Raw genomic sequence first — 13,481 nt, forward strand, 5'->3', positions numbered from 1 at the left:
GACCGCCAGCGATTTTCACACCACGGTCGGTAACGACCTCATTGCGTCGCGGCGCACAGGAGCGCGCGAAGTTCGTCGATGATCCCCTGGTCGCCCTCGACCTCGACCCCGTCGTCGGCGCGCCGCCACAACCACAGCAGCAGCGGCACAGGATCGCCGCACACGCTCGCCGGGGCGGTGGTACGCGGGGTGGCGATGTCGATGGTGGCGCCGTCCGGGGTGGCGCGCACCAGCCACCCGTACCCGTCGGTGGCGACGAGTACGGGCGGCTGGTCGCGTTCGGGCAGCACGGGCGCGAAGTCCTCGGTCCAGCGGTGCGAGCCGTACACGAGGAAGCGCTCGAGCACCTCGTCGATCCCGTCGACGGCCAGTTCCTCCGGGATCTCGGAGACCTCACCGGCCACGGCCAGCTCGGCGTCGACCCGGTGCATCACGGTCTCCTGCGCCATCCGGCGGATCCAGAAGCCGACCGTCTGCTCCGGCTCGTACCAGGTCACCGCCGGCGCCCCGGGGGCGCGGGCGGCGAACTCCTCCGTCAGTCCCTGGTAGGCCCGGTCGAGCAGCTCCAGCGAATCCTCGCCGGCGATGTCCGGCGGCCACGGCTCGGGGAATCGTTGCTGGCGCATGCACTCGGTCTTGTGTAGATACACCTCACCGACGTGCCTGACCAGGTCATCGACGGTCCATTGTGGACAACTCGGTACCGGTGCGCTCCGGTCTCGGCTGGCGAGCCGCCTTAACTGGGTGGAATCTGCGGCCAGACACTCCAGCAGTTGCGGGTAATCCATGCTCCTCACCCTGCCATGTCGAAGGGACATCAAGGTAGAGCTTGGGTAGGGGTGTCAGCCGCATCCGGATCCGGCCACCGCTCATCTTCAGCCGGACCGCCAGCGCCACGCCGCCGACCACCAGCGAGATGACGCCGCCCAGCCAGATGCTGACCCGGGCGCCGAAGGTCTGCGCGATCCAACCGACCAGCGGGGCGCCGATCGGGTTGGTACCCATGAATACCAGCACGTACAGCGCCATGACCCGGCCCCGCATCTCGGCGTCCACGCCCAGCTGGATCCGCTGGTTCGCCGCCTGGGACAGGTAGATCATCGCGAATCCGGTGGGAACCAGGACCGCCGCGGTGATGAAGTAACCCGGCATCAGCCCGGCCGCCGTCTCCAGCACCCCGAAGGCGATCGCGCCGGCCAGCACCACCCACACCGAGGGTCGGCCGCGCCGGCTGGAGCCGGTCAGCGCGCCGCCCAGCGCCCCGACCGCGATGGCGGTGGTGAACAGCCCGAAGGACGCCGCGCCGGTGTGAAACACATTCTTCGCCAGAACGGCGAGGGTGAGCTGGAAGTTGAACCCGGCCATGCCGATCACCAGCATCAGAGCCAGCGGCAGGATCAGGTCGGGCCGGCGCCGCACATAGCGCAGCCCGTCGATGACCCGGGCCTCCTGCGCGGAGGGCCGACCCTTGGCCAGCCCGTCGCGGAACAGCTCGGACGGCCGCATCATGCTCAGCATCACCAGCGGGCCGATGTACGACAACGCATTGATCACGAAGGCCGACCCGGTACCCAGCACGGCGATGGCCACGCCGCCGAGCGCGGGGCCGACGACCCGGGCGGAGTTGAAGGTCGCGGCCGACAGGGCCAGGGCGTTGGGCAGCAACGGCCGCCCGACGAGCTCGGAGGCGAACGCCTGCCGGGTGGGGGTCTCGACCGCGCTGACCGTGCCCCAGAGCACGGCGAACACGAACACGCACCACAGCTGGATCGAGCCGCTGGTCACCAGGGCGCCCATGAGGCCGGCCAGGACCAGCCAGGTCGAGTTCGCGATCAGCAGCATCTTCCGCTTGTCGAACCGGTCGGCAAGCTTGCCCGCGTACAGGGTGAGCAGCAGGATCGGGGTGAACTGGAAGGCCGTCACCACACCGAGCGCGGAGGCCGAGTTGTGTGACAGCTGCAGGACCAGCCAGTCCTGCGCGGTGATCTGCATCCAGCCGAAGATCAGAGAGATCAGTTGGCCGGTCGCGAAGAGTCGGTAGTTACGGACTTTCAGGGATTGAAACGTGGTGCTCAAACGCACGCGCACTCTGTGAGTTCGCCCTCCTGGTAGCTATCGGTCTCGATGTGGACGGTCGGGATGTCAGTCGCCCTCACGGGCGATGCGGCGCAGGATCTCGGCGGCCTGACCCAGGATCTGCCGCTCATCCGCGGTCAGATCGGCCAGCATCCGGGTGAGCCACTCGTCCTTGGCCCGGCGCTGTTCGACGACCACGTGGCGGCCGGCCGGCGTCGCGGACACGAGCACCTGCCGCCCGTCGGTCGGGTGCGGGGACCGCTGGATCAGTCCGCGCTCCTCCAGCCTGGCCAGGATCTTCGTCATGGTCGGCGGCTGGACGCGCTCGGCGTCAGCGAGTTCTCGCGGGGTCAGGGCACCGGCCAGTTCGAGACCGGCCAGCACGGAGATCTGGTTCTGAGTCAGCTCGCCCACCGGCCGCGCCTGGCGCTGCCGACGGCCGAGCCGGGTGATGGCGTCGCCCAGCATCGCTGCCAGGGCCGCGGGAGTCATTCGCTTCGACACGACCGCCATCCGTTCCGTCACGATAATTAGCTTAGCTAATAAGCATGGCTAACGACATGTGATTATGGGTGCGGTCACACGCACCCGCCTAGACGGTATCCGCGGTGGGTGGCGGCGGGCCCGCGAACGCGAAGACACCGCCGCATCCGGCGGCGAAGGCCGGGGGCCGCCGGGCCGGAGGGCGGGCGGACCGGAGCGCCGGCGGACCGGAGGCGGGCGCGAGTCGGTGGGCGGCGGGGCCGCCGCGGGACGTACGCTGCTGTCGTGGACAAGCCGAACGTGCAGCCGCTGGATCCGCCGATGGTGCCATTCGCCCTTATCGGCATGGGGATCTGGGCCGTGCTCGCGCTGGTGCTGCTGCCCTTCCGCGGCTGGCTGAGCGACCACGGCCACACCAACTGGCTGTGGACCTGCGTGGCCGGCGTGCTGTTCGGCCTGCCCGGCCTGTACCTGATGGTCCGGCACGACCGGCACCGCCGGGCGAGGCGGCTACGGGAGGGCGTCGACCGGGGCTAGCGCGCCCCGGGGACCTCAGGAAACGTCGAGGCGCTCGGCGTCCAGGCCGGTCGGCACCGGCCCGCCGGCCGTCACCGGGTCCAGCTCGCCGTCGTCGTACACGGTGGGCAACTCGTCCACCTCGGGCGCCGGCTCGGCCAGCACCTCCGAGTGCGCCCCGCAGCCGTGGTCCCAGCTGACCGCGCGGCCGTCGTCCGGGGCGAACAGGTTGCCGCACACGCCGAACGCCTGCCGCAAGGACCCGGCCAGCGGCAGGTAGAAGCCGCACGACACGCACCGGGCGGTGCGCGGCGCCGCGGTCGCGATGGGGGCCTCCGGCCCGTGGTCGCCGTCGTACCAGCGCTGGGCGGCGTCGGACCGGCCCTCCCGGGACATCACGCGGGTCCGGCCCAGCCCCAGCTCCCAGGCGACCTCCTCGACCGCGGGGTCGTCGGACATCAGGTATCCGGGGATCAGCCGGTCGTCGTCCGAAGGAGTGGGCATCAGGTCGCCGACGCCCAGGTCGCCCGGGCGTACCCGCTCCTCCCACGGCACCCACTGCGGCGCGATCATCGCGTCCGGCCCCGGCAGCAGGACGATCTCGCAGATCGTCACCTGCCGGCTGCGCGGCACCCGGGTGATCGTCACCGCCCAGCGCCAGCCGCGGTAGCCGGCCAGGTTGGCGGCGAAGAAGTGAGTGACGAGCCTCTCACCCTCGGGCACCACCTGAAGATGCTCGCCGACCGCGTCGGCGTCGCCGTCGGCGCCCGCCAGCGGCAGCCCGCCCTCCTCGACGGCGGCCTCGACCGCGGCCGCGCGCGCCGCGTCGATGGCGTCGGCGAGAACCTGGTCGACTCTGCTCCTGGTACTCGAGGTCACATCAACATTCTTGCTCATGCTCGGCGAGCAATGGTCGAGGGGAGGGGGCAAAGGTCGCTCGTATAGGTCACCATGGTCACATGCCGTCGCTGGGGAAGACCGTCGGGTACGGGGTGCGTGGCGCCCGCAGTTCCGCGCGTGGCGCCACCCGCATGGGGCGCTGGGTCAATCGCCGGGTCCAGGTGATCAGGCACAGCGGCGGCGGCGGCGAGATCGGCATGATCAGACTGCTCGATCTCCACGCCGCGTCCTGCGCCGGCGACACCCTGATCACCATGGGCCTGGCCGGCACCGTGTTCTTCAGCGCGGCCAGCGGCGCCGCGCGCACCAACGTCGCCCTGTACCTGTTCGTCACGATGCTGCCGTTCGCGCTGGTCGCGCCGGTGGTCGGTCCGGTGCTGGACCGGTTTCGGCACGGCCGGCGGTACGCGCTGGCCGCGACCATGCTCGGCCGGGCGTTCCTCGCCTGGATGATCTCCGACTACATCCATGGGCTGGGCCTCTACCCCGCCGCGATCGGCGTGCTGCTGCTCTCCCGGGCCTACGGGGTGGCCCGCAGCGCGGCGGTGCCCCGGCTGCTGCCGCCCTCGCTGGGGCTGTCCGAGGCCGGCGCGCGGGCGTCGATGTTCGGCACGATCGCCGGCGCGGTGGTCGCCCCGCTCGGTGCGGCCGCCTTCTGGTTCGGGCCGCAGTGGCCGCTGCGGGTGTCATCGGTGATCTTCATCATCGGCGCGGTGTTCGCGCTCAAGCTGCCGCCGCGGGCCGACTCCGACCCGCCGGAGACGGTGCCGGCCATCTTCCACCGGGGCACCAAGGTGCTGACCGGCAAGCTGATCGTCACGCTGGTCACCGGCGGCGCGATGCTGCGGGCACTGTTCGGCTTCCTCACCCTGTTCCTGGCCTTCGCGGTGCGCACCCATCACCTACCGGCCGTGCTGCTGGGCCACCAGCTCGCCGGTGCGGCCGCGCTGGGCGTGGTCGCCGGTGGGCTGGGCGTGGGCTCGTTCCTGGCCACCGCCATCGGCACCCGGCTGCGCATCCGCCGCCCGGTGCTGCTGCAGGCCCTGGTGACGGTGCTCACCACGGCGGCCGGGCTGTACGCGGTGATCGATTACAGCCTGCTCACCATCACGCTGTTCGGGCTCGTCGCGTCCGCCGCCACCGGCCTGGCCAAGCTGGCCGTCGACGCGACCATCCAGGAGCGGGTCCCCGAGGGGGTCCGGGCGACCGCGTTCGCCCGGTCCGAGACCGCCTTCATGATCGCGTGGGTGATCGGCGGCGGGTTCGGCCTGATCCCGCTTGGCGGGCGGCTGGGCGCCGGCATCGCCGCCGTCGCCATCGCGCTGGCCGCCGCACGGGCCGTGATGAAGGCCGGCTCGCTGCGCGGGGAGAAGCTGCACGGCGGATCGACCCAGGCCGAATCGATCCAGGACGAATCGGCACGGGACGCCGGCTCGCGGCCCGACGCCGAGGGCGGCCCCGGCCCGACCGGTCCCGGCCTGAATGGTCAGAGCGTGGGAGGCCACGGCATGAGTGGCCACGGCATGAGTGGCCCCGGCATGAGTGGCCCCGGCATGAGTGGTTACGGCGTGGGTGGCCACGGCACGAGTGGCCACGGCATGAGTGGCTATGGCGTGGGTGGCCTCGACGGGCGGCCGGGACGGGACGCCGACGCGACCGTCGACCTGGACGCGCGGACTCAGACCATGCCGGCCCCACCGGACCGGCCGCGGTGGCGCCGAATGCGCTCGGCAAAGGCGGAGCGGGTGCGCCAGGCCCGGGAACGGGCCGCCGCGACCGAACAGACCCGCAGGGCCGGCCCGGCCGCCGACCCGACCGTCAAGTCTCCCGGGCCCGGCGCCGGCCCGGCATCCCAACCCGGTCCCGAGGGCCGCACCGTCGAACTGCCACACTCGACCCGGTTGATGGACGACGAGCTGGAGCCCGGGTACCACCTGTACCGGCCATCCGGCCTGCCACCCACCGGGGAGGACGACTGATGGACGGGCGGGGTCGGCTGCTCGTGGTGACCGCGGTCGACGCCGAGCGCGACGCGCTGGCCGCCGAGGCCGAGGAGCGCTTCGACATCGCCGTGGTCGGAGTGGGTCCGGCGTCGGCCGCCGCCGCCACCGCCCGGCTGCTCGCCACGGCCAGCACGCCGTACCGGGCGGTGATCTCGGCCGGCATCGGCGGTGGGTTCGCCGGCCTGGTCGAGGTCGGTGGCCTCGCACTGGCCAGCAGCAGCATCGCCGCCGATTTGGGCGCCGAGGCTCCGGATCGCTTCCTGCCCCTGGACGAGCTGGGGTTCGGCACGGCCCGGTACGAGGCGGACGCCGGCCTGGTGGACCTGCTGGGCCCCGCCCTGCCCGAGGCGGTCGTCGGGCCGGTGCTGACCGTCTCGACCACCACCGGCAGCGCGGCCGGCACGGCGGCGCTGCGCGGCCGGCACCCGGACGCGGTCGCCGAGGGGATGGAGGGCTTCGGCGTGGCCACCGCCGCCGCGCAGGCCGGCGTTCCGTTCGGTGAGCTGCGGAGCATCTCCAACGTGGTGGGCCCGCGCGACCGGGCGGGCTGGCGTATCCGCGAAGCCCTGGCCGTGCTGGCCGACGCCGGAAGGGTGCTGGGTAAGTTGGAGGCGTGACGCTTAGCCTCGCCTTCTCCCCATGCCCGAATGACACCTTTGTCTTCCACGCCCTGGTGCACGGTCTCATCGAGGGAGCACCACCGGTCGACGTGACCTACGCCGACGTGGACGTCACGAACACCGCCGCCGAGCGGGGCGAGTACGACATCGTCAAGGTGAGCTACGCGGCGCTGCCCTGGCTGCTGGACAAGTACGAGCTGCTGCCGTGTGGCGGCGCGCTCGGCCGGGGCTGCGGGCCCCTGGTGCTGTCCAACGGGCGCACGGACGTGGCGGGCGCGACGGTCGCCGTACCGGGCGAGCGGACCACCGCGTACCTGCTGTTCCGGCTGTGGAGCGCGCAGCGGCCGCCGGCGCGGATCGAGGTGGTGCCGTTCCACGAGATCATGCCGGGCGTCGCCGAGGGCCGCTTCGACGCCGGACTGGTGATCCACGAGGCACGCTTCACCTACCAGCGGTACGGCCTGACCTGCCTGGCCGACCTCGGCGAGTGGTGGGAGGGCGACACCGGCCTGCCGATCCCGCTCGGCGCGATCCTCGCCAAGCGGGGCAGTGTGGATGCCGCCCAGGCGACCGGGTGGGTCCGCGACTCGGTGCGGCACGCCTGGGCGTACCCGGCGGCCAGCCATGACTACGTGCTCTCCCACGCGCAGGAGATGGAGCCCGACGTGGTGGCGCAGCACATCGGGCTCTACGTCAACGCGTTCACCGAGGACCTCGGCGAGGACGGGTACAAGGCGGTCCGCAGCCTGCTGCGCCGGGCGGCCGACGAGGGGTTGGTGCCCCGGGTGGAGTTCTGACCCGGTCAGATCTCCAGCTCGCGGGCCACCGCGTGGATCGCCTCGGCGATCGGCTTCGCGTTGCGCTTGTCCGGGTACCGGCCGCGGCGCAGGTCAGGCAGCACCTTCACCTCGAGGACCTTGATCATGTCCTCGATCAGGCCGTGCAGCTCCTCCGCCGGCCGGCGGCGCAGTTCGGAGACCGAGGGCGGCGCGTCGAGCAGCTTGACCGCCAGGGCCTGGTTGCCCTTACGGCTCTCCACCACCCCGAAATCGACCCGCTGGCCCGGCTTGAGGTCGGCCACCCCCTCGGGCAGCGCTGCCTTGTGTACGAAGACGTCGCCGCCGTCATCACGGGTCAGGAAGCCGAATCCCTTTTCCGTGTCGTACCACTTGACTCGACCCGTCGGCACCGCAGCAACCTCATCCTTCACGCTTGTCTCGTACCGCGGTGGTCGCGCGGTCCGTACACCAGGCTAGCTATCCGAAACTTGTGGCCCAACCCGAATCTCGGGCAGACAATTCGCGAACAGGGTCAGGTCCGACAAAACCCTGCTCGCCCCGGCCGCGGTGAGCTCCGCCGCCGAGCACGGCCCCGTGCTGACCCCGATGCCCGGTATCCCGGCCGCCACGGCGGCCCCCATGTCCGCGATGTGGTCGCCAACGTAGCCGACCGCATCCGCTGCCCGTAGCGCCCGAGCCTTGCCGTCTGCCCAGGCGAGGCCCTCTACGTCGTCGACCGCCAGACCGACGTGATCAAGGTGTAGCCGCGCCAGGTCGCCGCGTTTGGCTGTGATGACGATCACACGCCCACCGGCCTTTTTGACCGCGGCGACCGCCTCGGCGGCGCCCGGCAGCAGGCGGGACGGCTCGATGGCGTACCGCGGGTACAGGGCCCGGTACCGCGTCACGGCCCCGGTCACCTGCGCGGCGGGGAACCAGTGGAGCAGTTCCTGCTCCAGGGGCGGCCCCAGCCGGCTGACGACGAGGTCGACGTCCACCGGTACGCCCGTGGCCTCGGACAGTGCCCGATAGGTGGCCGCGATCCCTGGCCGGGAGTCGATCAAGGTCATGTCCAGGTCAAACCCGACCGTGAAGGACGTCACCTCGGTGTGCGGTCGCAACCGCGACGGCCGGCGGCGAGCAGGGCCGTGGCCCGGCCGCCGGTCGAGGGGTCGGGAGCGATCATCGCTGACCGGCGCGCCGGCCGGCCGCGATCACAGGTGGACCTGAGTGTCGTCGTCCTCGCTCGGGTGCACATATGTGATCCGCTCATGCGGCAGCGGCAGGCGCTGGTCGTCCCCGAAGGGGGACGCGGCACCCGGGCGGTCGTAGGCGAACTCGCTGACCGGCAGCCGACCGTACGCGACGATAGGGGGCATACTGGGCATCTTCTCCGCCCGGTCCTCAACGTCCCCCGCGATGCGGTTCGACTTGTACAACGGCTCGGCCATCGGTGATCCTCCTGATCAACTGGCTTCCCGATCAGTGTCCCACAACCATCCGTACGGGCCGGCGGCCGGGATGAGCCGGTCCGGCTCCGCCTTGGGTAGCGTGGTAACACGATGGCCACACTCGCCGACCACCTGCGCGCGCTACCCGACGACGGGGTGGCGGCGCTGCTCAGGCTGCGCCCAGACCTGGTGGTACCCGTGCCGTCGGACCTGTCCGCGCTGGCCCTCCGGGCGCAGTCCCGGGTGTCCGTGACGCGTGCTCTGGACCCGTTGGACCGGTTCACCCTGGAGATCCTCGATGCCCTGCGGCTGACCCGTACGGACGACGTGACCAGCGTCGACGCCGTGCTGCCCCTGGTCACCGGCGGTCGCACCCCGCCCGAACCCGACCGGGTGCGCGCCGCGATCGACCGGCTGCGGGCCCTGTTCCTGGTGTACGGCTCGCCGCAGGCGCTCCGCGTGGCGGCCGGCGTGGACGAGGTCACGTCGCCGTACCCGGCGGGGCTGGGCCGGCCGGCGGCGGACCTGGACGCCGAGGCCGACGCCCTGTGCGCCGACCCGTCCGGCCTGCGCCGCACCGTGCTCGCCGCGCCGCCCGCCGCCCGCGCGGTCCTCGATCGGCTGTCGGTCGGGCCACCCCTGGGTGCCACGTCGGCCGCCGCGGTCGAGGACCCGGACAGCCCCGTCGGCTGGCTGGTATCCCGGCACCTGCTGGTCCCGGTCACCGGGGCGGGCGGGGTGCCCGGCTCCGGCGGATCGGTCGAACTGCCCCGGGAGATCGGCCTGCTGCTGCGCCGGGACATCGGTCCCCTCGGCCCGCTGCATCCCCAGCCGCCCGCCCCGGAGGCGACCGGCCAGTCCATGAAGATCGTTGACTCGGCCGGCGCCGGTCAGGTGATGGCGGCGGTGCGCAACGTCGAGGACCTGCTCGACGCGATCGCCGCCGAACCGACCCCGGTGCTGAAATCGGGCGGCCTGGGCATCCGCGACGTACGCCGCCTCGCGAAGACCGTCGGGGTCGACGAGTCGGCCACGGCCACGCTGATCGAGACGGCCGCCGCGGCCGGCCTGGTCGGCGAGACCGACCCGGACTCCGGCGCGGAGCCGAGATTCCTGCCCACCCCGGGCTACGACCACTGGCGCAACCTGCCGATCGCGTCGCGCTGGGTCCATCTGATCCGGTCGTGGCTGGCCATGACCAGGCAGCCCGGGCTGGCCGGCCGGCGTGACGAGCGGGACCGGCTGCTCGGCGTGCTCGCGCCCGAGCTGGAGCGCATCGGGGCGCCCGCCCTGCGCACCGCCGCGCTGAACGTGCTGTCCGACGCCGACCCCGGCGCCGCCCTGAACCCGGATCAGGTGCTCGACGTGCTCGCCTGGCGGTCGCCCCGCCGGTTCGGCACCGCCACCCCGGCCCGGCCGGCCGGCCCGATCGGCGGGGACGAACGCCGGCCGGCCACCCCGACACCCTCCCCCACCCGCGATGGCGTCGGCTGGGCGCTGACCGAGGCCGCGCTGCTCGGGTTGACCGGGATGGGCGCGCTGACCGGGTACGGGCGACTGCTGCTCACCGAGCTTTCCGGGGCGGCCGGACGTGACCCGGACGAAGATCCCCTCGGCCTGGCCGGTACGCAGGCGCCCGGCTCCGCCGCCATCGCCGCGCTCGACGGGCTGCTGCCCGCGCCGGTGGATCACGTGCTGCTGCAGGCCGACCTGACCGCCGTGCTGCCCGGCCCGGCCGAACCGGAGCTGGCCGCCGAACTGGCCCTGATCGGTGAGCCGGAGTCGACCAACGTCCTGCGGATCACCGCGGAATCGCTGCGCCGGGCGCTGGACGCCGGGTACACGGCGGCGGAGCTGCACGCGCTGTTCGCCCGCCGGTCGCGCACCCCCGTACCGCAGGGCCTTACGTACCTCATCGACGACGTGGCGCGCCGCCACGGCGGGCTGCGGGTCGGCTCGGCCGGCGGGTACCTGCGCAGCGACGACGAGGCGCTGCTGGTCGAGCTGCTGGCCGACCGGCGGCTGTCCCACCTCCAGCTGCGCCGGCTGGCGCCGACGGTGCTGATCACGCCGTACGCCTCCACCCGGCTGCTGGGCGGGCTGCGGGAGGCCGGCTACTCCCCGGTCGCCGAGGACGCCAGCGGGGCCGCCGTGCTGGCCCGGCCCAAGTCCCCGCGCGCACCGGCCCGCCGCGCGCCGGCGGCGATCCGGTCCCTCGGCGACGGCCAGGTCCGGCTGACCCAACCCCGGCTGGCCAGCATCGTGGAGCAACTGCGCCGGGCCGACACGGCCGTGCGCACCGCCCGCCGGCCACCGGCGGGCCTGCGCGCCGAGCGGACCGGCACCGCCACTCCGGCACAGGCGCACATCCAGGCGATGGCGGTGCTACAACAGGCGGTTCGGGACAAGCAGCGCGTCTGGGTGGGGTACGTGGACGCCCACGGCGGTACCGCCGCCCGGCTGGTGCGGCCGGTTTCGGTCGGCGCCGGCTACCTGCGGGCGGAGGACGACCGCACCGAGACGCTGCACACCTTCGCCCTGCACCGGATCACCGCGGCGGTTGTCGAGGAGTAGTCGGCGTCCGGGCGCCTGGCGCCCGGTGCCCCATCGATCGACCAGCCGACCGCGTGCCCGTGGCGGCGCCGGCAGTCGCGCCTGCGGGATCAGGCGCCGCGGTCGACCGGTCAACCGATCGATCGCGGCGAACCCGATGCCGCACGAACCGCCTGGGCGACGCGCCCGCCCCCGTTGCCGCGATTTGACGGACGGCTTCCGCCCGCCCGGGACCGCCGCGGCCCGGACGCAGCCGCCCCGGCGCAACCGGACCGGCTGCCATTGCCGGCCCACCAGATAGACGTTCGCGGCCAACCATTGGTTGCACGTCCAGCCGAATTTTCTTCACACGCCGGCTCGTGAGCAACGCCACTGACCAGCGTCCCGCCGCTTCCGCGTGGGAGACTGGAGGTTCCCGTGCCCCGCCGTGTTGGAGGTGCTCCCGCCGTGTCCGCCGGCCCGTTGATCGTGCAGTCCGACAAGACGCTCCTGTTGGAGGTCGACCACCCGGACGCGCTCGCCTGCCGGATGGCGATCGCACCCTTCGCCGAGCTCGAGCGCTCGCCCGAGCACGTGCACACCTACCGGCTCACCCCGCTCGGACTGTGGAACGCCCGGGCCGCCGGCCACGACGCCGAGGCGGTCGTCGACGCGCTGCTGCGCTTCTCGCGGTACCCGGTGCCGCACGCGCTGCTGGTCGACGTCGCCGAGACCATGGACCGGTACGGGCGGCTGCAACTGGCCAACGATCCCGCGCACGGGCTGGTGCTGCGCGCGCTGGACCGCACGGTGCTGATCGAGGTCGCCAAGTCCAAGAAGCTCGCCGGCATGCTGGGCGCGAAGCTGGATGACGACACCATCGCGGTGCACCCCTCGGAACGCGGCCGACTCAAGCAGGCCCTGCTCAAGCTGGGCTGGCCGGCCGAGGATCTGGCCGGGTACGTGAACGGCGAGGCGCACCCGATCTCGCTGCGCGAGGATGGCTGGACCCTGCGCTCCTACCAGCGCGAGGCGGTCCAGCAGTTCTGGGCCGGCGGCTCCGGCGTTGTGGTGCTGCCCTGTGGCGCGGGCAAGACCCTGGTCGGCGCCGCCGCGATGGCGGAGGCGTCGGCAACCACGCTGATCCTGGTCACCAACACGGTGGCGGGCCGGCAGTGGAAGCGGGAGCTGATCGCGCGCACCTCGCTGACCGAGGAGGAGATCGGCGAGTACTCGGGCGAGCGCAAGGAGATCCGGCCGGTCACCATCGCCACGTACCAGGTGCTCACCACCCGCCGCGGCGGGGCATTCCCGCACCTCGACGTGTTCGGCGCCCGCGACTGGGGCCTGGTCGTCTACGACGAGGTGCACCTGCTGCCCGCCCCGATCTTCCGGTTCACCGCCGACCTGCAGGCGCGCCGGCGGCTCGGCCTGACGGCGACGCTGGTGCGCGAGGACGGCCGCGAGGGCGACGTGTTCTCCCTGATCGGCCCCAAGCGCTACGACGCGCCATGGAAGGACATCGAGTCGCAGGGCTGGATCGCGCCGGCCACCTGTACCGAGGTGCGGGTGACGCTCACCGACGAGGAGCGGATGGCGTACGCGACGGCGGAGCCCGAGGAGCGCTACCGGGTGGCGGCCACGGCCCGCACCAAGCTTCCCGTCGTGCGGGCCCTCATCGACCGGCACAAGGACGACCAGGTGCTGGTGATCGGCGGGTACATCGACCAACTGCACGCGCTGTCGGAGTACCTGGACGCGCCGGTGGTCCAGGGCTCGACCACGACGAAGGAGCGGGAGCGGCTGTTCGACGCGTTCCGGGCCGGCGAGATCGCCACACTGGTCATCTCCCGGGTCGGCAACTTCTCCATCGACCTGCCCGAGGCGGCGGTGGCGGTGCAGGTGTCGGGCACGTTCGGCTCGCGGCAGGAGGAGGCGCAGCGGCTGGGCCGGGTGCTGCGGCCGAAGGCGGACGGCCGGCAGGCGCACTTCTACACGGTGGTGGCCCGGGACACGATCGACACCGAGTACGCGGCGCACCGCCAGCGGTTCCTGGCCGAGCAGGGCTACGCGTACACGATCGTCGACGCGGACGACGTGGCCTCGGCATAGTGGTGCGTT

General features: G+C 72.6%; 12 protein-coding genes and 1 pseudogene. 6 read left to right on the forward strand and 7 right to left on the reverse strand.

Annotated elements, in window-relative coordinates:
• Nucleotides 1-38: 38 nt before the first annotated feature.
• From ABEA87_RS34930 to ABEA87_RS34940, 3 genes are read right to left on the reverse strand one after another with little or no spacing between them, the layout of a single operon-like run.
• Entirely contained in the window at nt 39-788 is a 750-nt protein-coding gene (locus ABEA87_RS34930) for a maleylpyruvate isomerase family mycothiol-dependent enzyme (protein ID WP_425571010.1), read from the reverse strand.
• Complete coding sequence (locus ABEA87_RS34935; RefSeq protein WP_425571011.1) at nt 673-2,088, reverse strand: MFS transporter; 1,416 nt, start codon at nt 2,086-2,088, stop codon at nt 673-675. The genes ABEA87_RS34930 and ABEA87_RS34935 overlap by 116 nt, the downstream gene beginning before the upstream one ends.
• A 54-nt stretch (nt 2,089-2,142) precedes the next feature.
• Nucleotides 2,143-2,601 carry a MarR family transcriptional regulator gene (locus tag ABEA87_RS34940; RefSeq protein WP_345637083.1) on the reverse strand — a complete coding sequence of 153 codons (459 nt, stop codon included), beginning with the start codon at nt 2,599-2,601 and terminating at the stop codon, nt 2,143-2,145.
• A 279-nt stretch (nt 2,602-2,880) separates the two neighbouring features.
• Between ABEA87_RS34940 and ABEA87_RS34945 the strand changes: the two genes are divergently transcribed.
• The gene (locus ABEA87_RS34945; RefSeq protein ID WP_345637197.1) at nt 2,881-3,096 is read left to right on the forward strand and encodes a DUF2530 domain-containing protein; all 216 of its coding nucleotides are present in this window, start codon (nt 2,881-2,883) and stop codon (nt 3,094-3,096) included.
• Between the two features lie 15 nt (nt 3,097-3,111).
• Here the strand turns inward: ABEA87_RS34945 and ABEA87_RS34950 are convergent, their stop codons facing one another.
• Nucleotides 3,112-3,972: a DUF3027 domain-containing protein gene (locus ABEA87_RS34950; RefSeq protein WP_345637085.1), complete on the reverse strand. Its 861-nt coding sequence runs from the start codon at nt 3,970-3,972 to the stop codon at nt 3,112-3,114.
• Between the two features lie 62 nt (nt 3,973-4,034).
• On the opposite strand from ABEA87_RS34950, the pseudogene ABEA87_RS34955 reads away from it, so the two are divergent.
• From ABEA87_RS34955 to ABEA87_RS34965, 3 genes and pseudogenes are all read left to right on the forward strand, one after another.
• Nucleotides 4,035-5,528: pseudogene (locus ABEA87_RS34955) on the forward strand (MFS transporter); the annotation flags it as partial.
• A 425-nt stretch (nt 5,529-5,953) separates the two neighbouring features.
• The gene (locus ABEA87_RS34960; RefSeq protein WP_345637087.1) at nt 5,954-6,595 is read left to right on the forward strand and encodes a futalosine hydrolase; all 642 of its coding nucleotides are present in this window, start codon (nt 5,954-5,956) and stop codon (nt 6,593-6,595) included.
• Nucleotides 6,592-7,395 carry a 1,4-dihydroxy-6-naphthoate synthase gene (locus ABEA87_RS34965; RefSeq protein WP_345637089.1) on the forward strand — a complete coding sequence of 268 codons (804 nt, stop codon included), beginning with the start codon at nt 6,592-6,594 and terminating at the stop codon, nt 7,393-7,395. The genes ABEA87_RS34960 and ABEA87_RS34965 overlap by 4 nt, the downstream gene beginning before the upstream one ends.
• 5 nt (nt 7,396-7,400) lie before the next feature.
• Here ABEA87_RS34965 and ABEA87_RS34970 read toward each other — a convergent pair whose 3' ends face one another.
• From ABEA87_RS34970 to ABEA87_RS34980, 3 genes are all read right to left on the reverse strand, one after another.
• Nucleotides 7,401-7,787 carry a cold-shock protein gene (locus tag ABEA87_RS34970; RefSeq protein WP_345637091.1) on the reverse strand — a complete coding sequence of 129 codons (387 nt, stop codon included), beginning with the start codon at nt 7,785-7,787 and terminating at the stop codon, nt 7,401-7,403.
• 63 nt (nt 7,788-7,850) lie between these two features.
• Nucleotides 7,851-8,480 (reverse strand): HAD family hydrolase, encoded by a 630-nt coding sequence (locus tag ABEA87_RS34975; RefSeq protein WP_345637093.1) that lies wholly within the window; start codon nt 8,478-8,480, stop codon nt 7,851-7,853.
• 111 nt (nt 8,481-8,591) lie between these two features.
• The gene (locus ABEA87_RS34980) at nt 8,592-8,828 is read right to left on the reverse strand and encodes a hypothetical protein (RefSeq protein ID WP_345637095.1); all 237 of its coding nucleotides are present in this window, start codon (nt 8,826-8,828) and stop codon (nt 8,592-8,594) included.
• Between the two features lie 111 nt (nt 8,829-8,939).
• Between ABEA87_RS34980 and ABEA87_RS34985 the strand changes: the two genes are divergently transcribed.
• Nucleotides 8,940-11,402, forward strand: a complete 2,463-nt coding sequence (locus ABEA87_RS34985) for a helicase-associated domain-containing protein (protein ID WP_345637097.1) — start codon at nt 8,940-8,942, stop codon at nt 11,400-11,402.
• A gap of 426 nt (nt 11,403-11,828) precedes the next feature.
• Complete coding sequence (locus ABEA87_RS34990; protein ID WP_345637099.1) at nt 11,829-13,472, forward strand: DNA repair helicase XPB; 1,644 nt, start codon at nt 11,829-11,831, stop codon at nt 13,470-13,472.
• Nucleotides 13,473-13,481: the final 9 nt, after the last annotated feature.

Origin of the sequence: Rugosimonospora acidiphila (assembly GCF_039543385.1) — a bacterium.
Classification (GTDB): domain Bacteria; phylum Actinomycetota; class Actinomycetes; order Mycobacteriales; family Micromonosporaceae; genus Rugosimonospora; species Rugosimonospora acidiphila.

Excerpts from the sequence above, each read along its gene's own strand:
- ABEA87_RS34930 (WP_425571010.1), bottom strand. The coding sequence starts at position 788 with ATGGATTACCCGCAACTGCTGGAGTGTCTGGCCGCAGATTCCACCCAG.
- ABEA87_RS34945 (WP_345637197.1), top strand. The coding sequence starts at position 2,881 with ATGGTGCCATTCGCCCTTATCGGCATGGGGATCTGGGCCGTGCTCGCG.
- ABEA87_RS34950 (WP_345637085.1), bottom strand. The coding sequence starts at position 3,972 with ATGAGCAAGAATGTTGATGTGACCTCGAGTACCAGGAGCAGAGTCGAC.
- ABEA87_RS34960 (WP_345637087.1), top strand. The coding sequence starts at position 5,954 with ATGGACGGGCGGGGTCGGCTGCTCGTGGTGACCGCGGTCGACGCCGAG.
- ABEA87_RS34980 (WP_345637095.1), bottom strand. The coding sequence starts at position 8,828 with ATGGCCGAGCCGTTGTACAAGTCGAACCGCATCGCGGGGGACGTTGAG.
- ABEA87_RS34985 (WP_345637097.1), top strand. The coding sequence starts at position 8,940 with ATGGCCACACTCGCCGACCACCTGCGCGCGCTACCCGACGACGGGGTG.